This window comes from Streptomyces sp. NPDC086519 (assembly GCF_040686075.1).
GTDB classification, from domain to species: Bacteria; Actinomycetota; Actinomycetes; order Streptomycetales; family Streptomycetaceae; genus Streptomyces; species Streptomyces shenzhenensis.
Genome location: NZ_JBFBJL010000063.1, coordinates 30,308 through 53,591 on the forward strand (window position 1 = coordinate 30,308; position 23,284 = coordinate 53,591).

A 23,284-nucleotide genomic window follows, 5' to 3' on the forward strand; every position below is an offset into this window, starting at 1 on the left:
AAAGTCGCCGGCCGCTGTCCGGCGGGGCGTCACAGCAGCTCGATGATCGTGGCGTTCGCGGTGCCGCCGCCCTCGCACATGGTCTGGAGGCCGTAGCGGAGGTTCTCGTGCCGCATCCGGGCCAGCAGCCGGGTCATGAGGATGGCACCGGAACCGCCCAGCGGGTGGCCGACGCCGATCGCCCCGCCGAGCGGGTTGAGCCGCCCCGGGTCGGCGCCGGTCTCGGCGAGCCAGGCCAGCGGAACCGGTGCGAACGCCTCGTTGACCTCGTACACGCCGATGTCGGCGAGGGCCAGTCCGGAGCGGCGCAGCACCTTCTCGGTGGCGGGTATCGGGCCGAGCAGCATGGTGACCGGGTCCGCTCCGCTGACCGCTCCGCTGTGGTAGCGGGCGATCGGGGTGAGGCCGAGTGCGCGGGCCCGTTCGGGGGTGGTGACGAGCAGGGCGGCCGCGCCGTCGGAGATCTGTGAGGAGTTCCCGGCGTGGATCACGCCGTCCTCCTTGAACGACGGCTTGAGCCGGGCCAGCGTCTCGACCGACGTGCCGCGGCGCAGGCCCTCGTCCGTGGTGAACTTGGTGCCGTCGACGTCGACCGGCACGAGGTGGTCGTCGAAGATGCCCGCGTCGATCGCCGCGGCGGCCTTCGCATGGGACTCGGAGGCGAACTCGTCCAGCGTGGTACGGGTGAACCCCCAGCGCTTTGCGATGAGTTCGGCGCCGATGCCCTGGCTGAACTCGATTCCGCCGTAGCGGGCGAGGACCGCGGGACCGTAGGGCATGCCCGTGGTGCGGTGCGAACCCAGCGGCACCCGGGTCATCGTCTCGACACCGCCCGCCACCACCAGGTCGTACTGGCCGCACATGACGGCGTGGGCGGCCTGGTCGACCGCCTGCTGGCTGGAGCCGCAGGCCCGGTTGACGGTGACGGCCGGGACGTGTTCGGGCCAGCCGGCGGCCAGGACCGCGGACCGGCCGACGTTGCTGGACTGGTCGCCGATCTGGGTGACGCATCCCCAGACCACGTCGTCGACGGTGCCCGGGTCGATCCCGGTGCGCTCGACCAGGGCGGTCAGCACCTTCGCCGACAGATCCGCCGCGTGCACGGGTGCCAGCGAGCCGTTGCGCCTGCCGATCGGGGTCCGTACGGCGTCGACGATGACGGCGTCTCGCATGGGAACTCCTTCTTCTGGTCATTGCGGATACCGGAAGGTCATTGCGGGTACCGGACGCCCCAGTCCCGGAACACCGCCCGGGTGTCGGCGCCGACGGCCGCGGCGGTGCGGCCGGGGCGCGACGGGGTCGCCGAGAAACGGGGCGCGGCGGCGGGCTGCACCACACCGTCGCGGGTGAACAGGCTGGCGCGCGCGGCCAGATGAGGATGGGCCGCCGCCTCGGTGAGGCTGAGGACCGGCGCCACGCAGGCGTCGGTGCCCTCGAACAGTTCCGCCCACTCGTCCCTGGTCCGCTCGGCGAACCGCGCGGTCAGCAGGCGGCGCAGCTCGGGCCAGGTCGAGCGGTCGTGCTGCCGGTCCGGGTCCACGTCCAGGCCGAGCAGGCCGACCAGGCGGCGGTAGAACTTGCGCTCCAGCGCGCCGACGGCCACGTGGCGGCCGTCCTTCGTCTCGTACACGGCGTAGAAGGGCCAGCCGCCGTCGAAGCGGTTGACGCCCCGCTCGTCACGCCACTCGTCGCGGGCCAGCTTGGCGAAGGTGCTGGCGAGCAGGTGGGCGGTGCCGTCGACGATGGCCGCGTCGACGACCTGGCCGGCGCCGGTGCGGCCGACGGCGTGCAGGGCGGCCAGCACCCCGATCACCAGGTAGCAGCCGCCGCCCCCGAAGTCGCCGACGAGGTTCAGCGGGATCCGGGGCGGGCCGTCGGCCTCCCCGATGGCACCGAGCGCCCCGGTCAGCGCGATGTAGGTGATGTCGTGGCCCGCGGCCGCGGCGAGCGGCCCGTCCTGGCCCCAGCCGGTCATCCGGCCGTAGACGAGGCGAGGGTTGCGCGCCAGGCAGTGGTGGGGTCCGATGCCGAGGCGTTCGGTGACGCCGGGGCGGAATCCCTCGATCAGGACGTCCGCGCGTTCGACGAGCCCGAGCAGGGCGTCGACGGCGGCCGGTTCCTTCAGGTCGAGGACGGCCGACCGCTTCCCCCGGTCGAGGACGTCCGCCGGTCCGCCCGCGTCCGGTTCGTCCGCGCGGCCGGGCCGGTCCACGCGGACCACTTCGGCGCCGAGGTCGGCCAGGAGCATCCCGGCGAACGGCCCCGGCCCGATGCCGCCGAGCTCGACGACCCGGCAGCCGGCCAGCGGTCCCGCCGTCATGCCGGCCGTCCTTCCGCAGCGGCGGGCGGCCCGGCCACGCCGGCGAGCGGTCCTGCCGCCATGGTCAGCGGCCCTTCCACTGCGGCGACCGTTTCTCCGCGAACGCGGCCGCCCCTTCCCGGGCGTCCTCGGACCGGAAGACCGGCTCGGCGATGTCGAACTGCCTGCCCCACGCCTCCTCCAGGCTCCAGTCGGCGGTGGAGCGGGCGATCAGCTTGGTCGCCGCGACCGCCAGGGGCCCGTTGGCGGCGACGGTCTCGGCGAGTTCCAAGGCGCCGGCCAGCGCGCCGCCCTCGTCGGTGAGCCGGTTGACCAGACCGTACGCGGCGGCTCGTGCGGCGTCGATCGGCCGGCCGGTCAGCAGCAGTTCCAGGGCGATGGCGTACGGGATGCGGCGCGGCAGATGCACTGCGGCGCCCGCGCGGGCCACCAGCGACCGGGTCACCTCGGGCACGCCGAACCGTGCCGTGCGGGCGGCGACGACGAGATCGCAGGCCAGCAGCAGCTCGAAGCCGCCTGCCAGCGCCCAGCCCTCGACGGCGGCGATCAGCGGCTTGCGCGGCGGGGTCATGCTGATCCCGCACAGGCCGCGGCCCTCGATGGCGGGTGTCTCCCCGCGCAGCCAGGCCTTGAGGTCCATTCCCGCCGAGAACGTGCCGCCCGCACCGGTGAGCACGCCGGCCCACAGCTCGTCCGACTCGTCGAGCTCGTCCACGGCGGCCGCGACCCCGGCGGCCACCCTCGCGTCCAGCGCGTTCTTCACCGCAGGGCGGTTGATCGTGATGACCTGGACCGCGCCACGGCGTTCCACCAGCACCTCGTCGGACACGCCTACCTCCTCGAATGCCCGCCGGGAACGGCGAACCTGTTCAGTTCCTGGGCGACCAAGCCGTCGAGGTCCGCCGCGGGCGGCGCGGGGAGTTCGACGGCGCGGTCGCGGGTGGGCAGCAGGACCACGGCCGTACCGGGTGTGGTGACCTCGCCCCGCTGGTTCTCGCACCGCACGTCGATGTGCACCTCGGCCCGGTCGGCGGCCCGTCGTTTGCCGACGACCGTGCCGCGCACCCAGGTGGTGTCGCCGAGGTAGTTGAACTTCCGGTGCTCGCAGCGCAGTTTCCACAGCCAGCCGTCGTCGCCGATCCAGTCGGTGAGCAGATGGCACAGCCAGGTCTCGCGCATGCCGCCGTAGTCGTAGGGCCCGGGCAGGCCCAGTTCCCGCGCCCGCTCCGGCTCCCAGTGCAGCCGCTGCACGGTGTCGGGGACGTTCAGCGGGTTGGGCGGGTAGAGGCCGGGCGCCTTGCGCCGGACCTTCGCTGCGATCCCGAACGCGCCGGGCGGGGTGAGCTGCATGCCCCAGCCCAGGTGCCAGACGACGACGTCGGTGGTGGTCAGCGGTCCCTTCACCCGGGGCTGGAGCTCCTCGCCGATCTCGACGTCCTCCCAGTGGCGGGGCTCGGCGCCGCGCCGGGTCTCGGCCGCGTAGGCCGCGTCGATCTCGGCCAGCTCCCCGGCGGTGTAGGGCTGTTGGACGAGCTGCTCCTTGGCCCGCTTCCTCGAGGTGTGCCGTTCGGCGTTGATCCAGGTGCCGCGGCGCAGGGCGTGCAGCGCGCCGTGCCCGTCGGTGTAGAGGTGGTCGCGGACGACGTGGGCGGTGCGCCCGCCGAACCTGCTGGGTTTGACCCGCACGCCCACCTGGGTCTGCAGCACCCGGCAGCGGTCGCCGAGCCGCAGCGGTCGCCACCATTCGAACTCCATCACCGCCTGGTAGGAGCCGAGTCCGGCGAACGGGTCGCCCTTGAGAAGCGCTCTGGTCTCGGTGTCGGGCGGCGGGGCGGCGTCCTCGCCCATCGTGTAGAGGAAGGTGGGCGGTGCCAGCAGTGCGTCCCAGCGGGTGCCGGCCGCGTACTCCGGGTCGCAGTACAGGGGGTTGTCGTCGCCGTAGCCGTAGGCGAAGTGGCGGGCGGCGTCCCAGGTGACCTCGTAGTTGTGCGGGGGGTTGCGCTGGGGCTGGGGGATGCCGTCGCGGCGCCGGGAGCGCGCGACGGCCTCGTCGGTCAGGACACCGAACCGCTCCGCGGTGCCGGTCATCGCTGTTCCTCCTCGATTCCGAGCCGGGCGCGGACCAGTCCCAGCAGTTCCACCCGGCTCACCTTGCTCGACGGCGTCCGGGGCAGTGCGTCGAGGACGACGATGTGCGCCGGTACCTCGTACGGGGTGAGCCGGGCGCGGCACAGGGCGACGAGTTCGGCGGGGTCCGGGGTGGGCCGGTCCGGGGCGGCCTCGACCGCCGCGACCGGCACTTCGCCCAGCCGCGCGTCCGGCAGTCCGGCCACGGCCGCCTCACGTACGGCCGGGTGGGTCTCCAGGACGCGTCGGACCGTCTCCGGCTGCACCTTGAAGCCACCACGGATGATCGCGTCGTCGGCGCGCCCCTCGATCCAGACGAAACGGTCGGCGTCGATCCGGGCGAGGTCGCTGGTGCGCACCCAGGCCCGGCCGCCGCGGGTGCTCTGTTCGGTACGGACCTCCAGCCGGCCCGTCCTGCCGGCGGGCAGCTCGGCGCCGTCCTCGCCGGTCACCCGCAGCTCGACGCCGTCGAAGGCGCGTCCGGCGCTGCCCGCCTTGCGCGGCCACCACCGCCGGTGCAAGGGCAGGGTCCAGCCGACCACCGCGCCGGCGAACTCGGTGGCGCCGTAGGTCATCAGCACGGGGACGCCGTACGTGCGGAAGAACGCGTCGGCGAGTTCGGCCGGGCAGGGCGCGGTGCCGGAGGTGACGACCTGGAGGCTCGCCAGCCGCTCCCCGGGCACCTTCGCGTCGAGCACGGCGCGGATCGCCGCCGGCACCAGGCCGGCCGCCCGCAGCCGGTGCCGTTCCACCGCGCTCACCCAGGGTTCGACGGCGAACCTGGGCATCAGCAGCATGCGGCGCCCGGTCGCCAGGCAGGCGAGCGCCCGCCACAGTCCGCCGATGTGCACCAGGGGGCTGGCGACCAGGGCGGCGGACGCGGACAGCAGGCGCTCGGGTCTCGGGGTCTGTCCGCCGGAGACGAGGGCCTGGTCGAGCTGGCCGATGCGCAGGTGGACGCGTTTCGGGGGGCCGGTGGTGCCGGAGGTGAGCATCTCCACCGCGACGCCGGGGTTGGCCGGCGCGTCGGCGGGGGCCGTGCCGGCCACGGGCCGCAGCGAGCCGTCCGGGCCCAGTTCCAGGGCGGCCCCGTGTGCGATGACCGCGTCCAGGACGCCGTCCCGGGCCAGGGGTTCGCCGCCGGAGAGGACCACGGGCAGGGCGCAGCCGTCGATGTCCGCGGCGAGCCGGGCGCCGGGCTGCAACGGGCTCAGCATGACCAGGCAGCGCCCGGAGGCGATCACCGCGGCCACGGCGGCGACGTGCTCGGGCCTGTTCTCCAGGACGACGCCGACGCGGGCTCCGGCCGGCAGGCCCGCCGCGTCCAGCGCGCCGACGACACCGTTCGCGGTCCGCCGGACCTGTCCCCAGGTCCACCACCGGCCGTCGTACTCGATCGCCTCGGCGTCGTCGGCGGCTTCGGCGAGCAGCCGGGACAGGCGGTCACGGATTCCCACGCGTACGCCCTTTCGTCGCCGTGGGCGCCGAGATCCCGACCAGGCCGGCCAGCCGCCTCCGGTGGGCCGCCGGGCTGCCGAGGAGCTGTTCGGACGACTTCGCGCGCCTGAGGTAGAGGTGTGCGTCGTGCTCCCACGTGCAGCCGATGCCGCCGTGGATCTGGATGTTCTCCTTGGCCGCGTGGGTGAAGGCGTCGGCGCAGCAGGCGGCGGCGAGCGCGGCGGGCACCGGCAGCCCGTCCGGTCCCGCGGCCGCCGCGGACAGCGCGTGGTACGCCGCCGACCGGGCGGCCTCGACCTTGACCAGCATGTCGGCGCACTTGTGCTTGACCGCCTGGAAGGAGCCGATGGGCCGGCCGAACTGCACCCGCACCTTGGCGTACGCCACCGCCGCGTCCAGGCAGGCCTGCGCCCCGCCGACCTGCTCGGCGGCCAGTGCGACGGCCGCGAGGTCGGTCACCGTCCGCAGATACGCCGTGGCGTCGCCCTCCGGGCCGACCCTGAGCGCCGGGGCGCCGTCCAGGTCGACGCGCGCCAGCCGGCGCGTCGGGTCGAGGGTCTCCAGGCGGGTGCGGGTCACTCCGCGAGCGGTGCCCTCCACGGCGAACAGACCGGGGCCGGTGTCCGTACGGGCCGCGACGAGGATCAGGTCGGCGCTGTGTCCGTCGACGACGAACATCTTCGTGCCGAAGACGCGCGGGCCCTCGGCGCCCGGCACCGCCTCGGCGGTCACGTCCTCGACGTGCCACGACCCGCTCTCCTCGGCCAGCGCCAGCGTGCCGGTCAGCGAGCCGTCGGCGATCGCCGGCAGCCAGCGGGCCTTCGCCGTGTCGTCGCCGCAGGCCGCGAGGGCCTGGCCGGCGAGGGCGACGGTGGCGAAGTACGGCGAGGGCAGCAGGATCCTGCCCAGTTCCTCCAGGACGATGCCCAACTCGACGGGGCCGCCGCCGAGGCCGCCGTACTTCTCGGGCAACGCGACCGCCTGTAGGCCGAGTCGGGCCGCCATGTCCCGCCAGAGCAGGGGGTCGTGGCCTTCGTCGGACTCCATCGAGCGGCGTATCGCCTCGCTCGGCGCCCTCTGGGTGAGGAAGCGGCGCAGCGTCGAGCGGAGTGCCTCGTGCTCCTCCGTGCGGGCCGCGGGCGTGTGCCCGGCGTCGACGGGGGTCATCGGGGGGTCCTCGACCGCAGGTAGGCGGGGAAGTCGGGGATCCGGGCGCGGTCCACGATCTCGATCCGCACGCCGGACGGTGCCAGGTGGTAGGCGAAGACCGACGGGGCGCCGTCGATCACCGCGCAGGCCTCCAGGGCGAAACCGGACTCCGTCAGCCGTTTCGACGTCGTCGCCAGGTCGTCGCAGAAGTAGCCGAGGTGGTGTGTCGCGATGTGCCCGGTCGCCGTCCACGGTGTGCCGGGGATCTCCTGGACGAGTTCGATGTGCGGGGCGTCCAGGGAGTAGGCGTAGCGCAGGTGCAGTTCGCGGTCGCCGTCCGCCAGCCGGACCGGCAGCCGCGCGGACATGGTCTCGGTCCACCGGTGTCCGGCGACCTCGCTCATCCGGGTCTTCCAGGCCTCGACGTCGCCGACGACGATCCCGGTGTGGTAGAGATCGGCCGCTGCGAGGGGAGGTGTCATCGTCGGCCCCTCACCATTCCAGCCGCAGCGACTTGAGGCCGTACATGTTGCCGTGCGCCCGCAGTTCCTGACCGGGGGCCACCCGGTAGTCGGGTATGCGCCGGTGCCACTCCTCGACCGCCACGTTGAGCTCCAGGCGTGCCAGGTGCGAGCCCAGGCAGCGGTGCGGGCCCGAGCCGAAGGCGACGTGGTTGGTGGCCTTGCGGTGCAGGTCCACGTCGAGCGGGTGGTCGTACCGCTCGGGGTCGCGGTTGGTGACGGTCAGCGGCAGCATCACCATCTCGCCCGCCCGGACCGGGCAGCCGCCGATCTCGACGTCCCGGGTCGCCTTGCGCGCCGGGACGACGAACGAGTAGACCCGCAGGATCTCCTCGATGCCGGTGGCGATGAGCGAGGGATCGGCGACGATCTCCGCGCGCTGCTCCGGGTGGGTGGCGAAGTGGTAGAGCGCCCAGCCGACGGAGATCGGGACGGTGTCGAAGCCGGCCTGGAACATCAGCAGGCAGAAGGCGTGCAGGTCCCGGTCGCCGATCGGTTCGCCGTCGATCGTCCAGGTCATCGCGTGCGAGAGCAGGTCGTCGCGGGGGCTGCCGCGGCGCAGCGCGATCTGCTCGTCGAAGTACGCCGACACCGCCCGCATGGTGCTCAGTTGCCTGCTGCCGTCGGGGTCCTCGTCGTACGAGAGGTGCAGCAGGTCGTGGGTCCAGGCGAGGAAGAGCTCCAGGTCGTCCTCGGGCAGGCCCATCAGCCGCATGAAGATCAGGGTCGGGAAGCGGCGGGCGAACTCGTCGAGGACGTCGGCGCCGCCGCGTTCGCGCAGCGCGTCGATCAGCTCGCCCGCGACCTGCCGGGCCTCGGGCTCCCGGGCGGCCACGCTGCTCGGCGAGAAGTAGCGGCCGAGCAGGCGCCGCCACGTGGTGTGCGCGGGCGGGTCCAGCATCTCCGGAATCCACAGGAAGGAGGGGTCGGCGTTCAGGACGGTCACCGACCGGCTGGAGAAGGTCCGCCAGTCCTGGAGCGCCGCCTGCACCGCCGGGCCGTCCGTGATCACCCAGTAGCCGTCGGCGACGGTGCTGCGGAAGCCCGTGTGGGCCGCGGCCATCTCGTCCCACCGCTCATGATGGCTGAGGACGGGTCCGTCGAGCCGGTTGTCGAAGCGGTAGGCGGCCACGCCGGCGTGACTGCCGGCCGGTTCGGGGGTCTTGCTCATCACGGCTCCTCTCGCCGTACGTCCGTCACGTCGCCGCCCCGTCGATCTTGAGTGCGAGGAGTTCGTCGTCGCCGAGGCCGAGCGAGCGCAGGACCTCGTCGGTGTGTTCCGCGAACTGGGGTGCCCGGGTCAGGCCGGCCGGTGTCTCGTCGAACTGGACGGGGCTGGCGACCAGTTCGCGGTCCACGCCGTCGGCGTCCACGACGGGGGCGATGAGACCGTTGGCGCGCAGGGCGGGGTCCTGGCCGACCTCCCAGGCGTTCTGCACGGCGGCCCACTGGCCCTCGCCGCGGGAGAGGATCCCGGTCCACTCGTCGAAGGGCCGGGACGCGATGATCTCGGCGACCAGCTCGGCGGCCTCGGCCGCGTTGGCCATCAGCTTCCCGGTGCTGTCGAACCGTTCGTCGGCGGCCAGGTCCGGGCGGCCGGCCAGTTTGCAGAACTCGCCCCAGTAGCGGCCGGGTTGCAGCATGGACAGCTCGATCCAGCGGCGGTCGGAGGTGAGGTAGGCACCGATGAGCGGGTTGGTGGCCGAGCCGTGCCGGGGCGGCGGGCCCGCCGTGAGCGGACCGCCGTTCATCAGCGCCAGGTTGACGGTGAACTGGGTCGCCCAGGCGCCGACGCCGATCAGTGACACGTCCACCACGGAGGGCTCGCCGGTCGTGGCACGGGAGTAGAGGGCGGCGGCGATGCCTCCGGCGATGGTCATGCCGCCCATCGAGTCGCCGTAGGCGCCGGCGGGCATCCTCGTCATCCGCTCCGCGCCGGGCGGGGTGACGCCGGCGGCGCTGCCGCCGCGCGCCCAGAAGGCGGTGCTGTCGTAGCCGCCTTTTCCGGCTTCCTCCCCCCGGACGCCGAAGCCGCTGCCGCGGACGTAGATGATGTCGGGGTTGACCGCCCGGACGTCCTCCAGGTCGATCCGCAGCTTCGCCCGCGCGTCGGGCAGGAAGTTGGTCAGGAACACGTCGCTGCGGCGGATCAGTTCCTCCAGCACCGGACGCGCGGACGGCTTCTCCAGAGCCAGGCCGACGCTGCGCTTCCCCCGGTTGGGCCCTTCCATGATCGGGAAGAAGGACGACCCCTCGCTCGCGGTCGCGTAGCCGAGCACGCGGCTCAGCCCCCGCTGGCCGTCTCCGCGTTCGGCGTGCTCGATCTTGATCACGTCGGCGCCCCAGTCGGCCAGCACGGCGCCGGCCGCCGGGACGAAGGTGAACTGCGCGACCTCAAGGACCCGCACGCCCTCCATCGGCCTCTGCATCAGACCAACTCCTCCGCGGCTCATCGCTATTGCGCATACCCAATGCGCCCTCGACGCTCCCAAGTATGGACCGGGAGCGCTAAAAAGTATACTGTTTTCGGCATGCTGGATTTCACGATCGAACCTGACTTCCAGGCCCGGCTGGACTGGGCGGCGGACTTCGTGCGCGAGGAGGTCGAGCCGCTCGACCTGCTCTTCCCGCACGGCGGCGACCCCTACGACACCCGGAACGAGAAGGCCCGCGCGATCCTGCGCCCGCTGCAGGAACAGGTCCGGGAGCAGGGCCTGTGGGCCTGCCACCTCGGCCCCGAACTGGGCGGCCCGGGCTACGGCCAGGTCAGGCTCGCCCTGCTCAACGAGATCCTCGGCCGCTCCTACTGGGCCCCGACGGTCTTCGGCACCGCCGCCCCGGACACCGGGAACGCCGAGATCCTCGCGATGTTCGGCACCGACGAGCAGAAGGACCGCTATCTGCGGCCGCTGCTCGACGGCGAGATCGTCTCCACGTTCTCGATGACCGAACCGCAGGCGGGCGCCGACCCCAAGGAGTTCACCTGCCGCGCCTGGCGCGACGGCGACGAGTGGGTGATCGACGGCGAGAAGTGGTTCTCCTCCAACGCCCGGTACGCGGCCTTCCTGATCGTCATGGCCGTCACCGACCCGGACGCGCCGCCGCACCGGCGCATGTCGATGTTCATCGTGCCGGCCGAGACACCCGGCATCGAGATCATGCGCAACATCGGCACGATGGACGAGCGCGAGAGCCTCGACGAGGGCATCCACGCCCACATCCGCTACCACCGGGTCCGCGTCCCGCTCGACGCCATGCTCGGCGGTCCCGGCGAGGGCTTCGAGGTCGCCCAGGCGAGGCTCGGCGGGGGCCGGGTGCACCACGCGATGCGCACGGTGGGCAAGTGTGCGCGCGCCTTCGACATGATGTGCGAACGCGCGCTGTCCCGTCGTACGCAGGGCACCGTGCTCGCCGAGAAGCAGGCGGTGCAGCAGTTCATCGCCGACTCGTGGGTGGAGTTGCAGCAGTTCCGGCTGCTGGTGCTGCACACCGCCTGGCTCATCGACACCCGGCCGCACGGCGCCGCCCGCACCCAGATCGCCATGTGCAAGGTGCAGACGGCGAAGGTACTGCACGACATCGTCCAGCGGGCGGTGCATCTGCACGGCTCGCTCGGCACCACGGGCGAACTCCCGCTCGCCAAGTGGTGGATGGCCGCGCCGAACCTCGCCCTCGCCGACGGCCCGACCGAGGTGCACCGCACCACGATCGCCAAGCAGCTGCTCAGGAACTACACACCCGCCGAGGGCCTGTTCCCGAGCGAGCACATCCCGCCGAAACTGGAGGCGGCCCGCAAGCGGTACGCCCACATCATCGGCGACGACAGCCTCAGCGGCCGGGTGAACGCGTGAACGGCGAGCGCGACGCCAAGTCCATCGCCCCGGCCGACCTGTTCGACCTGTCCGGCAAGGTCGCTCTCGTCACCGGCGGCAGCCGGGGCCTGGGGCGGGAGATGGTGCGGGCCTTCGCCACCGCGGGCGCCGACGTGGTGATCGCCGGCCGCAAGCCCGACGCGTGCGAGACAGCCGCGGCGGAGGTCCGCGGCCTGGGCCGGCGCGCGCTGCCGGTCGCCGCGCACGTGGGCCACTGGGACGACCTCTCGCGTCTGACGGACGCCGCCTACGCGGAGTTCGGCCACGTCGACGTCCTCGTCAACAACGCGGGGATGTCCCCGCTCGCGCCCTCCTCGGCGGAGACCAGCGAGGAATTGTTCGACAAGGTGATCGGCGTCAACTTCAAGGGCCCGTTCCGGCTTGCCTCGCTGGTCGGGCGGAGGATGGCGGCAGGCGAGGGCGGCTCGATCATCAACGTGTCCTCCTCGGGTGCCCTGTTCCCGCAGCCGCGGTTCGGTCCCTACGCCGGAGCCAAGGCCGCGCTGAACACGCTGACGACCGTGTTCGCCCTGGAGTACGGCCCGACGGTGCGGGTCAACACCATCTCGGCGGGGCCGTTTCTGACGGACGTCTCCAAGGCGTGGCCAAAGGAGAAACGGCAGAGCGCGCGGAGCGCGGTGGGCAGGCCGGGGCGGCCGGAGGAGATCATCAGCACGGCGCTGTATCTGGCCAGCGACGCGTCCAGTTACACGACGGGGTCGCTGATACGGGTGGACGGCGGGTTGTACTGACCAGTGCGGGCGCGTCGTGGTTGCCCGCGCCCCTTCAGGGGCGCGGGGCTGTATCGATGTGCGGCTACGCCGCGTGGGCGCGACCAGCCCCCGCACGCCCCCGGCAGACGAACTACCGAAGCAGCTCGGCCGCCTCCGACAGGAGCACCGGCAGCGCCGGCCGCATCCGCCGGTGCATGTCCGTCAACCGCCCCGCCTTGCGACCCCGCTTGATCAGCAGCGCGGTCGCCGCGGCCTCCTTGTACTTGGTCAGCGCCTCGAACCACGCCATGTCGTGCAGGCGTTGCCCCCGGGTCTCCTCGTACGCCTCGATCAGCTCGGCCTTCCCCGGCATTCCCGTCGGTTCGTCCGACAGGGACGCCGGGTGGCGGGCCTCGTCGGTGAAGAAGGTCAGCCAGGTGATGTCGACCCGCGGGTCGCCGAGCGACCAGATCTCCCAGTCGATGACCGCGTTGACCGCGCCGGCGTCGCACAGTGTGTTGCCGAGCCGGTAGTCGCCGTGCGTGAACACCGGCATCGTCGCGGCGGGCACGGTGGCGCGCAGCCGTTCCTCAACCGCTTCGCAGCCGGCCCGCAGGTCCTCGGGCACGGTCGTGAAGGCCCTGGCCCAGCGGTCGATCTCGGCGCCGGGCGTGACGACCGGCTCGACGGCCAGCGGTGTGCGCTTGGGGTCCGCGCGGTGCAGGTGGGCCAGCATCCGGGCGGCGTCGAGCGCACGGGCCCGCACCTGCCCGGCGGGGACGGTTCCGCGGGGCAGGAGCACCGGCTCCGCGCAGTCGCCGGGCACGAACTCCATGGCGACGAAAGGCTGGACGGCCGTCGGCGCGCCCTCGTCCCAGAACAGCACCTCGGGCACCCGTACGCCGGGCACACCGGCCAGCACCCGCATGAGCCGCGCCTGGCGCAGCACGTCCCGGTTGCGCACCGGTGCCAGGCCGGGCGGGGCCACCTTGAGGACGACGCGCTCGTGTACGGCGGGAACCCCGGCCAGCGTCGCCAGGTAGGTGAGGCTCGACGTGCCGCCGGCGAGCGGTGCGACCGACCGCACCGTGGCACCGGGGTTCCAGCCGCGTACCGCGACGGCCGTGCGCCGCGTCAGCTCCGCCGTCGGACCGGCGCTGTCGGCGACGACGCTCATGCCCTCGCCTCCGTCCGGCCCTCGTTGGTCAGCGCCTCGACGATGTCGCGGCGGATCAGCTTTCCGGTCGGGGTGCGGGGCAGTTCGCGCCAGCGGGTGATGCGGTCCGGTGTCTTCGGGCCGCGCAGCGTGCCGCGCACCCGCGCCCGCAGGGCGTCCGGGTCGGCCACCGCGCCGTCGCGCAGCACCACCACCGCCTCGATCCGCTGGCCCCACTCCTCGTCGGGGACGCCGACGACGACCGCGTCGAGCACGTCCGGGTGGCTCAGCAGGACGTCCTCGATCTCGGCGGGCGCGATGTTCTCGGCACCGCGGATGATCGTGTCGTCGGCCCTGCCCTCGATGTGGAGGTAGCCGTCGGCGTCGAGGCGGCCCCGGTCCCGGGTGTGGAAGAAGCCCCGCTCGTCGACCGCGGAGCCCTGTCCCGCGTACTCCCCCGACACCTGCTCACCGCGCACCCAGATCTGCCCGGTCTCGCCGGCGGCCACCGGGCCGCCCGAGGCGTCGCGGACCTCCAGTTCCACGCCCGGCACCGGCAGCCCCGCGGAGCCGAGCCGGGCCCGCACCGCGGGATCGTCGCTCGCCAGAGCCGTGCGGTGCTCCTGCGGGCCGAGGACCGTGATGGTGGAGGAGGTCTCGGTGAGGCCGTAGGCGTTCACGAAGTCCACATGCGGCCACGCGCGCAGCGCGGTCTCGACGACCCGGACCGGCATCCGGGCGCCGCCGTAGGCGAGGGAGCGCAGCGAGGGCACCGACCGGTCGAGCCCGTCCGTGTCCATGACGCGGGCGAGCATCGTCGGCACCACCATGGCGTGGGTGATCCGCTGCTCCCGTACCAGGCCGAGCCAGCCGTCCGGGGTGAACTGCTCCAGGGTCAGGGCCCGGCGCCCCGCGTACAGGTTCGTCAGCACGTTCGACACGGCGGCGATGTGGTACGGCGGGACACTCACCAGAGCCGCCTCCTCGGGGCCGGCTCCGGCGAACTCCACCGTGCCGAGCACGTACGACACCAGGTTGTGGTGGCGCAGGACCACGCCCTTGGGCGCCGCGGTCGTCCCGCTGGTGTAGATGAGGACCGCCGGGGCGTCGGCCGGCTCCTGGTCCCCGTGGCCGGCGGCGGTGAGACCGGCGCGCTCGGCGGCCTGGGCGAGCCACTCGGCGGGGCTGCACACGGGCAGCCCGGCGCGCCGCAGTGCCGCGCCGTGGGCCGGGTCGGCGATGGCCAGCGCGCGGGGGTGGTGGGCGAGCAGGGCGTCGAGCTGCGCCTCGCCCAGGCGGTAGTTGACCGGCACCAGGGGGATACCGGCGCGGGCCGCGGCGAACAGGGCGACCGGCAGGGCCGGGCCGTTCACCGCGAGGTACACGAGCGCGTCGGCCTCGGCCGCGAGGCTCAGACGCGCCCCGCCGTGGGCCAGTTCACTCAGCCGTGCGGCGGTGAGCCCGTCGTCCGCGCGACCGATCACGATCCGGTCGCCGAAGCCTTCGGCGGCCATGTCCAGCAGCATCGATATGTTCACGGGCCACCCCGTCCGTCAGTCCGAGGCCGGCAGCGGCTTGGCGGTCTTGACCGGCAGCGGAACGCCGTTGACGGCCAGGGTGCCGGGGCCCGGCCTGGTGCACAGGAGTTCCACGCCGAGGTCGTCGTCCGCGTACCGCTTGCCGAGCAGTGAACCGCTCATCAGACCGGGGTCGGCGGTGCCGGCGGGGGCGGAGCCCGGCCCGTTCCCCTCGGTCATGGCGGCGCCGCCGCAGGTGATCTCCAGCTCCTGGTCCGGGCACCGCACGACGATCACCGCCGTCGTGTCGACCGTACTGGCGAGCATCTGCCCCACGCGTGGCCTCATCGCTGTGTCCTCCGCGGCTCTCGGGGCGCCGATCGGGCGGCGCCGAGTAACCAGAGAAAAGTATACTACTTTCCTCGATCACGTCGAGAACGGAGCTGCCGGATGGAACCCGAGACCGTCTTGTTCGAGGTGACCGACCACGTCGCCACGATCACCCTCAACCGACCCGAGGTGATGAACGGCTTCAACCAGCGGATGCTGGAGGAGTTCGCCGCCCTCTGGCGCACCGTCAAGGCCGACGACGACGTGCGCGTGGTGGTGCTGCGCGGCGCCGGTGACCGGGCGTTCTGCACCGGCATGGACGTGAAGGAGGGCATCGACCGCCACCCCAACCTCTGGTCGCAGACCGACCCCGGCGAGTACCTCTCGCCGAAGCTGAACCAGGTGTGGAAACCCCTGGTCTGCGCCGTGCACGGGATGGCCGCCGGGGGCGCCTTCTACTGGCTCAACGAGGCCGACATCCTGATCTGTTCACAGGACGCCACCTTCTTCGACCCGCATGTCAGCTACGGGCTCACGGCGGCCCTGGAGCCCATCGGCCTGGCCCGGCGCGTCCCCCTCGGCGAGGCGCTGCGGATCGCCCTGCTCGGTCTGGACGAGCGCGTGTCGGCGGCGCGCGCCCTGCAGATCGGCCTGGTCAGCGAGGTGCTCCCGCGCGAGGAACTGTGGGGGCGGGCGGACGAGATCGCCCGGATCATCGCCGCCAAACCGCCGGCCGCGATCCAGGGCACGGTCCGCGCGATCTGGGAGTCCCTGGACTCGACCCGCACCCAGGCGCTGCGCACCGGCCTGTCGTACACCCAGCTCGGCAACCCCGTCGGGAAGGCCGGGATCGACCGCGACGCGGTACCGCGGGGGAAGTGGACCCTGCGCTGACCCTTCCGGCACCACCTTAGAAGAGTGTACTTTTTAGCGGGTTCAGCATACGACCCTCAACGGGAGGCTCTGATGCGGTTCGGTATGCCCTGGCCCGGCCGGGACGTCGGGCGGGAGGCCGAGCAGGCGGGTGCCGTCGCCTTCTGTGCCGGCGAGTTCGCCGACCACGACGCGTATCTCACCGTGGCCGACATCGTGGCGCACACCGAGCACGCCCTGGCGGGCCCCGCCATCGCCTACGCGTTCGCCCGCACCCCCTATGCGCACGCCACGGCCCTGCGCCAGCTGCACGCCCGGGCGCCGGGCCGCCTCTTCCTGGGGCTGGGCAGCGGGGCGTTCCGGATCAACCGGGACTGGCTGGGCGTGCCGGCCGACCGCCCGGTGGACCGTATCGCCGAGACCGTCGGTGCCGTGCGGGCCTGGCTGCACGCGGAGAACGGCGAGAGGGTCCGGTACGCCGGCGAGTTCCACGCGCTCGACGCCGACGTCCGCGCCCCCGTGCTCGGCCGGCTGGACATCCCGGTCCTGCTCGCCGCGTTCAACAGCCGGATGGCCGCCACCGCCGGCCGGGTCGCCGACGGTGTCGTCGGGCACGGGCTGTTCACCGGTTCGTGGTGGAACGAGGTGGTGCGGCCCGCCGTCGAGCGGGGCCGGGGCGGGCACGGACCGGAGGGGCCGCGCCCGCTCGAACACGGCTGGATCATCACGGCGGTCGACGACTTCGCACCCGAGCGCGCGCTCGCCGACGCCCGGCGCATGATCGCCTTCTACCTCACCGTCAGGACGTACGACCCGTTCGTGGCCCACCACGGCTGGGAGGAGCCCGTCGCACGACTGCGCGCCGCCTTCCGGACGGGTGACACCGAGGGCATGGAGCGGGCGGTCACCGACGAGATGCTCACCGAGATCGCCGTCTGCGGCACGACCACCGACGCGAAGGAGGCCCTCGCCCGCCGGACCGGCTCGCTCCCCCGGGACGTCGGCTACTTCGCGCCGCCGAGTTTCATGGTGGGCCGCGGCCGCCGGGCCGCCTACGCGCGGGCGAGCCTGGCACTGGTCGGTGCCGTGCCGGACGGGCCCTGTGCCGAGAGCGGCGACGCGGCCTGAACCTGTCGCGGCGACGCGGCCGCCCCGAGGCGGTGTGCGCTTCGGGACGGCGCGTGCCTCGGGACGCAGGGCGGCCGGGTCGTGCCCCCGTGCCGCCGGGGCCGTCAGACCTCCTCGGCCACCGGGGCCAGCTTCCGGCTCGTGTCGAAGCCGACCACCTTGGCGAGGGTGCCGCCGAGAATGGCGGCACGGTCCTCGTCGCCCACTCCCTCGAAGTTCTCGGCGACGCACTCCTCGCTGCTGCGGAAGGTCCCTTCGGCGTGCGGGTAGTCGTTGCCCCACATCACCGTCGACAGCCCGGTGATGTGGCGGGCCTTGACGGCCGTCGGGTCGTCCGCGAACTGCACGTGGATCTGCCGCTGGACGTACTCGGTGGGCTTGAGCGGGTACGGCCACCGGTCGTTGACGGCGAACAGCCGTCCCATGGCGGGCTGTTCCTTCGGGCCCCGGCTGTCGTCCCAGAAGCCGAGCCACCAGTCGGGGTCCTGGCCGGTGCCGGTCTTCCATGCCTTGTCCATGTAGCCCATGAAGGAGACCAGCCAGCCGGCCGTGTACTCGATCAGGTTGAAGTGCAGGTCCGGGAAGCGCTCGCACACCCCGCCGCCGACCAGGCTGGCGATGATGCCCTGCGGGCCGGCCACGGCCGAGCCGACCGCGCTGCCCATGGTGCGGCCGGTCACCATGTCGTCGGTCAGGTTGCCCTTGCCCATGTTCATGGCCGTCATCAGGCCCCGGACGGTCAGCGCGGTCTCGGACACCTGCTCCTTGACCCTGACCCCGCCGGTGGCCACGTGGATGAAGACGGGCAGCCCGTGCGCCTGCGCGGCCGCCCAGACGGGGTCGTACTCGCGCGAGTAGTACGGCAGGGGCGGGATCTCCGGGAGGAGGAGCGCGCCGATCCCCAGCCGGGCGACCCGCTCGATCTCCGCGACGGCCTCGGGCACGTCGGTGAGCGGGATCGCCGCCGTCGGGCGCAGCCGGTCCTTGTAGGACAGGTACCGCTCGGCCAGGTAGTCGTTCCACACCCGGGCGTGTGCCATGGAGAGCTCGTGGTCGTCCGTGAAGAGGACGAACAGCGAGAGGTTCGGGAACATCACCGACGCGTCGACGCCGTCGAAGTCCATGTCCCGGAGGATGTGGTCCGGGTCGCCGTCCGGTGTCTCCCCGCCGGTCTGGCGGTACTTGGAGATGGTCCAGCCGTCGAATCCGATGGTGTGCAGTTTCTTGAACTCGGTGTGGCCGCCGGCGACGATCGGTTCGTCGAGGGTGAACTCCTCTTCCCACAGGGCCCGTTCGCGCAGGTGCCTGGGCAGCCGGGTCTTGAAGAGATCGACCGGCTCGATGATGTGGGAGTCGCCGGACACGACAAATTCCTTGAACACGGGCGGTACCTCTTTCGAACCTCGTCGTTCGTGGCAGAAATTCACGCCTCAGGTGCCGCCGAAGTTACCTGTACCGCTCGGTCTAGTCAACGATTCAGCATACGGAATGACCAGGCAGGCGCCGTTTCCGGAGAATCGGCAGGCAGCCGATACGGGTTCGGTACATCGCCAACCCTTCCCTTGGGAGATCAATTAAGTACACTCAATGGCGTGTCGGCGACCAGGCCACCGGCGAGCAGGAGACGGACATGACGACGGCGTACTCGTTCTCTTCGCGGCTCTACATCGACGGCCGCCGCACCGACGGCCGTTCGGACACCCCGATATCCGTCCGCAACCCCGCGACGGAGGAGCTCATCGCCGAGGTACCGGACTCCTCGCCGAAGGACGTGCACCAGGCCGTCGCGGCGGCCCGGCGCGCCTTCGACCAGGGCCCCTGGCCGGGGATGCGGCCCGGGGAGCGGGCCGCGGTCCTGCTGCGCATGGCCGAGGAGATGGAGCGCCGACTGCCCGAACTCGCCTCCCTGAACATGGCGGAGGCGGGCTCGGTCCGGGCCCTGGCCGAGACCCTGCAGACCCGTGTCCCGGTGGCGCATCTGCGCGACATGGCCGAGCGCGTGGTCCCTGCCTTCGCCTGGGAGCGCCCGATGGACCCCACCGTCGCTCCGGGCACCGGCATCTCGCAGGGGGTGCTGCGCCGTGAGGCGTTCGGGGTGTGCGCGCTGATCTCCGCCTACAACTTCCCGTTCTTCCTGAGCATGATGAAGGTGATCCCGGCTCTCGCCGCGGGCTGCACCGCCGTACTGAAACCGGCTCCCGCCACTCCCCTGGAGTCGCTGCTGATCGGCGACTTCGCCGACGCGGCCGGGCTGCCGCCGGGGGTGCTCAACATCGTGACCGGTGACACGGAGGCCGGCCGGGCGCTCACCACCCATCCCATGGTGGACCTGGTCAGCTTCACCGGGTCCGACACGGTCGGCCGCCAGGTCTACGCCCAGGCCGCGGCCTCACTGAAGAAGGTCGTCCTCGAACTCGGCGGCAAGTCGGCCACGATCGTCCGCGCCGACGCCGACCTCGCCGGCGCCGTGCGGTCCGCGCTGTCCGGCATCGTCACCCATGCCGGACAGGGCTGTTCCCTGCTGACCCGCACGCTGGTGCACGAGTCCGTCCACGACGAACTGGTCGCCCGGCTGACCGCGGCCCTCGCCGAGGTCAGGGTCGGTGACCCGGCCGATCCGGCCACCACCATGGGCCCGCTGATCAGCGCGGCACAGCGGGACAAGGTGGAGAAGCTGATCCGGGCCGGCGAGGAGGAGGGCGCGCGGCTGGTCTGCGGCGGCCGGCGTCCGGCAGGTCTCGACCGGGGTTACTTCATCGAGCCCACCCTCTTCACCGGGGTGGGCAACCACATGACCGTCGCCCGCACCGAGTTCTTCGGCCCGGTCGGGGTCGTCATCCCGTTCGGCAGCGACGAGGAGGCGGTGCGGATCGCGAACGACAGCCCGTACGGCCTCGCCGGCGCCGTCTGGAGCGCCGACACCGCGGCCGCGTACGGCATCGCGTCCCGCCTCCGCACCGGTGGCGTCACGATCAACGGCGGCAGCGCCGGGGTGAACCCGCGGGCCGCGTTCGGAGGGTACAAGCAGAGCGGACTCGGCAGGGAGTGGGGCGAGTTCGGCCTCGACGAGTACCTGCAGACGAAGACCGTCAGCTGGGCCGCGCGCTGACCCGCGGAGGCGTCAGGCCGGACCGGCGGCACGGCGGACGGGCCGGACCGGCGGGCCGAGGTGCCCGGCGGGCGGTTTCGGCGGCGGTGCGGCAGACAGAGGGGAGAACAGCGCCGATCCTGAAATTCAGGGCACTTAAATGTGCGCACTGTCGGCGTATCGCCTGCCAGATCGGCCAAGCATCTCGACCCTCTCCAGAAAAGAGGATACCTTGTCCTGGTGAACTTCGAGCTCAGCGAAGAGCAGGACATGCTCCGCCAGGCCTCGCGCGACCTGCTCTCGGAGCGGGCCCCGATCGAGCGGGTGCGGGCCTGGGCCGAGGGGGCCGAGGACGTCGATCCGGCGATGTGGCGGCTGACGGCCGGCCTCGGCTGGCCGGGGCTGGGGCTGCCCGAGGAGTTCGGCGGGGCCGGGCAGGGGCTGGTGGAACTGGCGCTCGTCGCCGAGGAGTCGGGGCGTGCGCTCGGGCGGGGGCCGGTCACGCCCACCGCGGTCGTCGGCCGGGCGGTGGCCGCCGCGGGCTCTCCCGCGTTGCGGGCCGAGGTCCTGCCCGCGTTGGCCACCGGTGAGGAGTGGGCCACCTGGGCCTTCGCCGAGCCGCGGGCCCCGTGGTCGCTCGACGGTGTGCACGCCACCGCCCGCAGCGAGGCGGACGGGTTCGTCCTCGACGGGGTGAAGACGGCGGTGCAGGACGCGGGCGGCGCCCGCCGGCTGCTCGTCACCGCCTGCCAGGACGGTGCCCCGGCGTCCTTCCTCGTGGACCGTACGGCCCCCGGCGTCACCGTCCGCCGGCAACAGGTCCTGGACCTGACCCGCGCGTTCTACGAGATCCGGTTCGAGGGCGTGCGGGTGTCGCGAGACCGCCGCCTCGCCGCCGGCCCGGCCGACATCCAGCGGCTGCTCGACGACGCGTCGGTGCTGCGGTGCGCCGACGCGCTCGGCGTGATGGAACGGATGCTGGAACTCACGGTCGATCACACCACGTCCCGCGTCCAGTTCGGGCGGCCCATCGGCAGCTTCCAGGCGGTCAAGCACGCGTGCGCCGACATGGCGCTGCTGGTGCACGGCGCCCGGGCCGCCACGTACTACGCGGCGATGACCGCCGACGCGGGTGCCGAGGACGCCGCCCGGGCGGCCTGCGCCGCCGCCTCGTACGTCGCGTCCGGCGCGGGCGAGGTCGCGGCCCGGGCCCTCCAGCTGCACGGCGGCATCGGCTTCACCTGGGAGCACGACCTCCACCTCTACCTGCGCCGGGCCAGAGCGGACAGCGTGCTGTACGGCGACGCCGCCGTGCACCGGGACCGGCTGTGCACCCTGCTGCGGCCTGCCCCCGCCCCTGCGTGAGCGCACGATCCGAAAGGTTCTCATGGAGATCAAGGGAAAGAAGGCGGTGGTGTTCGGCGGCGCCTCCGGCATGGGCCGGGCCACCGCCGAACTCCTCGCGGCCCGCGGCGCCGACGTCGCCGTGCTCGACCGCCCGGTGTCGGCGGGCGGGGAGGTCGCCGCCGCGCTCGGCGGCAGCTTCCACCCCGTCGACGTGACCGACTTCGCGGCGACCGAGAGCGCCCTGGAGACGGCCGTGCGGACCCTGGGCGGGCTGCACGTCTCGGTCACGACGGCGGGCGGCGGCAGTGTGCGGCGCACGCTCGGCAAGGACGGTCCGCACGACCTGGACGCCTTCCGCCGGATCCTCGACCTGAACGCGGTCGCCACCTTCAACATCAGCCGGCTAGCCGCCGCGCACATGAGCCGCAACCAGCCCGAGGAACCCGACGGCGAACGGGGGGTCATCGTCACCACCTCGTCCATCGCCGCCTTCGAGGGGCAGATCGGCCAGGTCGCCTACTCGGCCGCCAAGGCGGCGATCGCCGGCATGAGCCTGACCATGGCCCGCGATCTCGGCTCCCTCGGCATCCGCGTCGTGGCCATCGCGCCCAGTCTGTTCGAGACGGGCGCCACCGAGAAGATCCCCGCCGAGACGCGGGCCGCGCTGGTGCGGGACGCCGCGTTCCCCCGGCGGCTGGGCCGGCCCGAGGAGTACGCGAAGCTCGCGCTGGCGGTCGTCGACAACCCGATGCTGAACGGCCAGTGCCTGCGTCTCGACGCGGGCCAGCGGTTCGGGCCGAAGTGACCGAAGCGGACCAAGCAGATCAAGCAGACAACGCAGACAACGCAGACGTAGCGACCGAAGCGAGGTTCTGATGCCGGACAACACAGAGCACCAGGGCAAGGTCGCCCTCGTCACCGGCGGCGGCCGGGGTTTCGGCAAGGCCTTCGGCGAGGCCCTGTCGGCGCTCGGCGCGCATGTCGTCCTCGCCGACATCGACGGCGACGCGGCGGCCGAGGCGGCGGCGGAACTGACCGCGAAGGGCCGGGGCGCCACGGCAGTCGCCTGTGACGTGGCCGACGAGGACCGGGTCGGGGCGGTGCTGGGCGAGATCGTCGAACGCCACGGCGGACTCGACCTCCTGGTCAACAACGCCGGTCTGCATGCCGCCTACAACAGGCCGTTCACCGAACTGGGTCTGGCGGCCGTACGCCGGGTGCTGGACGTCAACGTCATGGGCACCATCATCTGCACCATGGCCGCCCGGGAGGCCATGAAGGGCCGCGCGGGCGCCTGCGTCGTCAACATCTCGTCGTCGGCGGCCTATGCGAACCGGAGCGTCTACGGTGTGTCCAAGCTCGCCGTACGCGGTCTGACGGTGTCCTTCGCGCGGGAGTTCGCGGCCGACGGCATCCGGGTCAACGCGATCGCGCCGGGCCTGATCCTCACCGACGCGGTACGCGACCAGCTCTCCCCCGCCGAGGCGGAGCGGGTCCTCGGGGAGCAGATCCTGCGCAGGGAAGGGCGGGAGCAGGACGTCGTCGAGGCGCTGCTGTACCTGGTCTCGTCGAAGGCGTCCTTCGTCACCGGGGAGACCCTGCGGGTGACGGGCGGGTTCGCGCTCTCCGTCTGAGCCGGGGGCGGTGGCCGTGACAGGCGCAGCTGACGGCCGCGGCGAAGATGG

The 23,284-nt window shown here is 72.8% G+C and carries 21 protein-coding genes; 8 read left to right on the plus strand and 13 right to left on the minus strand.

Features of this window, described 5'->3' with window-relative positions:
* Positions 1-29 precede the first annotated feature (29 nt).
* The 9 genes from AB0P24_RS38530 to AB0P24_RS38570 form a co-directional block, all read right to left on the minus strand.
* Entirely contained in the window at positions 30-1,172 is a 1,143-nt protein-coding gene (locus AB0P24_RS38530) for a thiolase family protein (RefSeq protein ID WP_365802408.1), read from the minus strand.
* Between the two features lie 38 nt (positions 1,173-1,210).
* A complete protein-coding gene (locus AB0P24_RS38535) occupies positions 1,211-2,320 on the minus strand; it encodes a CaiB/BaiF CoA-transferase family protein (RefSeq protein ID WP_365802410.1) in 1,110 nt (369 codons plus the stop codon).
* A 64-nt stretch (positions 2,321-2,384) separates the two neighbouring features.
* Positions 2,385-3,149 (minus strand): crotonase/enoyl-CoA hydratase family protein, encoded by a 765-nt coding sequence (locus AB0P24_RS38540; RefSeq protein ID WP_365802412.1) that lies wholly within the window; start codon positions 3,147-3,149, stop codon positions 2,385-2,387.
* A 2-nt stretch (positions 3,150-3,151) separates the two neighbouring features.
* Positions 3,152-4,408 (minus strand): MaoC family dehydratase N-terminal domain-containing protein, encoded by a 1,257-nt coding sequence (locus AB0P24_RS38545; RefSeq protein ID WP_365802414.1) that lies wholly within the window; start codon positions 4,406-4,408, stop codon positions 3,152-3,154.
* Positions 4,405-5,904, minus strand: a complete 1,500-nt coding sequence (locus tag AB0P24_RS38550; protein ID WP_365802416.1) for a fatty acid--CoA ligase family protein — start codon at positions 5,902-5,904, stop codon at positions 4,405-4,407. Before AB0P24_RS38550 ends, AB0P24_RS38545 begins: the two co-directional genes overlap by 4 nt.
* Complete coding sequence (locus tag AB0P24_RS38555) at positions 5,891-7,072, minus strand: acyl-CoA dehydrogenase family protein (protein WP_365802418.1); 1,182 nt, start codon at positions 7,070-7,072, stop codon at positions 5,891-5,893. Before AB0P24_RS38555 ends, AB0P24_RS38550 begins: the two co-directional genes overlap by 14 nt.
* Positions 7,069-7,536: a VOC family protein gene (locus AB0P24_RS38560; RefSeq protein ID WP_365802420.1), complete on the minus strand. Its 468-nt coding sequence runs from the start codon at positions 7,534-7,536 to the stop codon at positions 7,069-7,071. The genes AB0P24_RS38555 and AB0P24_RS38560 overlap by 4 nt, the downstream gene beginning before the upstream one ends.
* A gap of 10 nt (positions 7,537-7,546) precedes the next feature.
* A complete protein-coding gene (locus AB0P24_RS38565) occupies positions 7,547-8,746 on the minus strand; it encodes a cytochrome P450 (RefSeq protein ID WP_365802422.1) in 1,200 nt (399 codons plus the stop codon).
* 25 nt (positions 8,747-8,771) lie between these two features.
* The gene (locus AB0P24_RS38570) at positions 8,772-10,004 is read right to left on the minus strand and encodes a CoA transferase (protein WP_365802424.1); all 1,233 of its coding nucleotides are present in this window, start codon (positions 10,002-10,004) and stop codon (positions 8,772-8,774) included.
* Between the two features lie 102 nt (positions 10,005-10,106).
* Between AB0P24_RS38570 and AB0P24_RS38575 the strand changes: the two genes are divergently transcribed.
* Positions 10,107-11,426 (plus strand): acyl-CoA dehydrogenase family protein, encoded by a 1,320-nt coding sequence (locus tag AB0P24_RS38575; RefSeq protein WP_365802426.1) that lies wholly within the window; start codon positions 10,107-10,109, stop codon positions 11,424-11,426.
* On the plus strand, positions 11,423-12,199 hold the full coding sequence (locus AB0P24_RS38580) for a glucose 1-dehydrogenase (RefSeq protein WP_365802428.1): 777 nt from the start codon (positions 11,423-11,425) through the stop codon (positions 12,197-12,199). Before AB0P24_RS38575 ends, AB0P24_RS38580 begins: the two co-directional genes overlap by 4 nt.
* Before the next feature lie 112 nt (positions 12,200-12,311).
* Here the strand turns inward: AB0P24_RS38580 and AB0P24_RS38585 are convergent, their stop codons facing one another.
* The 3 genes from AB0P24_RS38585 to AB0P24_RS38595 are packed head-to-tail and all read right to left on the minus strand — an operon-like array spanning position 12,312 to position 15,181.
* A complete protein-coding gene (locus AB0P24_RS38585; RefSeq protein WP_365802430.1) occupies positions 12,312-13,337 on the minus strand; it encodes a phosphotransferase family protein in 1,026 nt (341 codons plus the stop codon).
* Positions 13,334-14,854, minus strand: coding sequence for a fatty acid--CoA ligase family protein (locus AB0P24_RS38590; RefSeq protein ID WP_365802432.1), 1,521 nt, complete (start codon positions 14,852-14,854; stop codon positions 13,334-13,336). Before AB0P24_RS38590 ends, AB0P24_RS38585 begins: the two co-directional genes overlap by 4 nt.
* A gap of 15 nt (positions 14,855-14,869) precedes the next feature.
* Positions 14,870-15,181 (minus strand): hypothetical protein, encoded by a 312-nt coding sequence (locus AB0P24_RS38595; RefSeq protein ID WP_365802434.1) that lies wholly within the window; start codon positions 15,179-15,181, stop codon positions 14,870-14,872.
* Positions 15,182-15,283: 102 nt separating this feature from the next.
* Here AB0P24_RS38595 and AB0P24_RS38600 point away from each other — a divergent pair, with 102 nt between their 5' ends.
* Positions 15,284-16,057 carry an enoyl-CoA hydratase/isomerase family protein gene (locus tag AB0P24_RS38600; protein WP_365802436.1) on the plus strand — a complete coding sequence of 258 codons (774 nt, stop codon included), beginning with the start codon at positions 15,284-15,286 and terminating at the stop codon, positions 16,055-16,057.
* Between the two features lie 72 nt (positions 16,058-16,129).
* A complete protein-coding gene (locus AB0P24_RS38605) occupies positions 16,130-17,164 on the plus strand; it encodes an LLM class flavin-dependent oxidoreductase (protein WP_365802438.1) in 1,035 nt (344 codons plus the stop codon).
* Positions 17,165-17,268: 104 nt separating this feature from the next.
* Here the strand turns inward: AB0P24_RS38605 and AB0P24_RS38610 are convergent, their stop codons facing one another.
* Positions 17,269-18,528 carry an amidohydrolase family protein gene (locus tag AB0P24_RS38610; RefSeq protein WP_365802440.1) on the minus strand — a complete coding sequence of 420 codons (1,260 nt, stop codon included), beginning with the start codon at positions 18,526-18,528 and terminating at the stop codon, positions 17,269-17,271.
* Positions 18,529-18,794: 266 nt separating this feature from the next.
* Here AB0P24_RS38610 and AB0P24_RS38615 point away from each other — a divergent pair, with 266 nt between their 5' ends.
* The 4 genes from AB0P24_RS38615 to AB0P24_RS38630 all read left to right on the plus strand — a co-directional run bounded on the left by AB0P24_RS38615 (position 18,795) and on the right by AB0P24_RS38630 (position 23,233).
* Positions 18,795-20,273, plus strand: coding sequence for an aldehyde dehydrogenase family protein (locus tag AB0P24_RS38615; RefSeq protein ID WP_365802442.1), 1,479 nt, complete (start codon positions 18,795-18,797; stop codon positions 20,271-20,273).
* Positions 20,274-20,492: 219 nt separating this feature from the next.
* The gene (locus tag AB0P24_RS38620) at positions 20,493-21,617 is read left to right on the plus strand and encodes an acyl-CoA dehydrogenase family protein (protein WP_365802444.1); all 1,125 of its coding nucleotides are present in this window, start codon (positions 20,493-20,495) and stop codon (positions 21,615-21,617) included.
* Between the two features lie 22 nt (positions 21,618-21,639).
* Positions 21,640-22,404, plus strand: coding sequence for an SDR family NAD(P)-dependent oxidoreductase (locus tag AB0P24_RS38625; protein WP_365802446.1), 765 nt, complete (start codon positions 21,640-21,642; stop codon positions 22,402-22,404).
* A gap of 70 nt (positions 22,405-22,474) precedes the next feature.
* Positions 22,475-23,233 (plus strand): SDR family oxidoreductase, encoded by a 759-nt coding sequence (locus AB0P24_RS38630; RefSeq protein ID WP_365802447.1) that lies wholly within the window; start codon positions 22,475-22,477, stop codon positions 23,231-23,233.
* Positions 23,234-23,284 lie beyond the last annotated feature (51 nt).

Coding starts and splice junctions, on each gene's coding strand:
- AB0P24_RS38545 (WP_365802414.1), bottom strand. CDS start 4,408: ATGACCGGCACCGCGGAGCGGTTCGGTGTCCTGACCGACGAGGCCGTC.
- AB0P24_RS38575 (WP_365802426.1), top strand. CDS start 10,107: ATGCTGGATTTCACGATCGAACCTGACTTCCAGGCCCGGCTGGACTGG.
- AB0P24_RS38565 (WP_365802422.1), bottom strand. CDS start 8,746: ATGAGCAAGACCCCCGAACCGGCCGGCAGTCACGCCGGCGTGGCCGCC.
- AB0P24_RS38630 (WP_365802447.1), top strand. CDS start 22,475: ATGCCGGACAACACAGAGCACCAGGGCAAGGTCGCCCTCGTCACCGGC.
- AB0P24_RS38570 (WP_365802424.1), bottom strand. CDS start 10,004: ATGCAGAGGCCGATGGAGGGCGTGCGGGTCCTTGAGGTCGCGCAGTTC.
- AB0P24_RS38530 (WP_365802408.1), bottom strand. CDS start 1,172: ATGCGAGACGCCGTCATCGTCGACGCCGTACGGACCCCGATCGGCAGG.
- AB0P24_RS38555 (WP_365802418.1), bottom strand. CDS start 7,072: ATGACCCCCGTCGACGCCGGGCACACGCCCGCGGCCCGCACGGAGGAG.
- AB0P24_RS38585 (WP_365802430.1), bottom strand. CDS start 13,337: ATGAGCGTCGTCGCCGACAGCGCCGGTCCGACGGCGGAGCTGACGCGG.
- AB0P24_RS38605 (WP_365802438.1), top strand. CDS start 16,130: ATGCGGTTCGGTATGCCCTGGCCCGGCCGGGACGTCGGGCGGGAGGCC.
- AB0P24_RS38595 (WP_365802434.1), bottom strand. CDS start 15,181: ATGAGGCCACGCGTGGGGCAGATGCTCGCCAGTACGGTCGACACGACG.
- AB0P24_RS38600 (WP_365802436.1), top strand. CDS start 15,284: ATGGAACCCGAGACCGTCTTGTTCGAGGTGACCGACCACGTCGCCACG.
- AB0P24_RS38615 (WP_365802442.1), top strand. CDS start 18,795: ATGACGACGGCGTACTCGTTCTCTTCGCGGCTCTACATCGACGGCCGC.
- AB0P24_RS38560 (WP_365802420.1), bottom strand. CDS start 7,536: ATGACACCTCCCCTCGCAGCGGCCGATCTCTACCACACCGGGATCGTC.
- AB0P24_RS38625 (WP_365802446.1), top strand. CDS start 21,640: ATGGAGATCAAGGGAAAGAAGGCGGTGGTGTTCGGCGGCGCCTCCGGC.
- AB0P24_RS38535 (WP_365802410.1), bottom strand. CDS start 2,320: ATGACGGCGGGACCGCTGGCCGGCTGCCGGGTCGTCGAGCTCGGCGGC.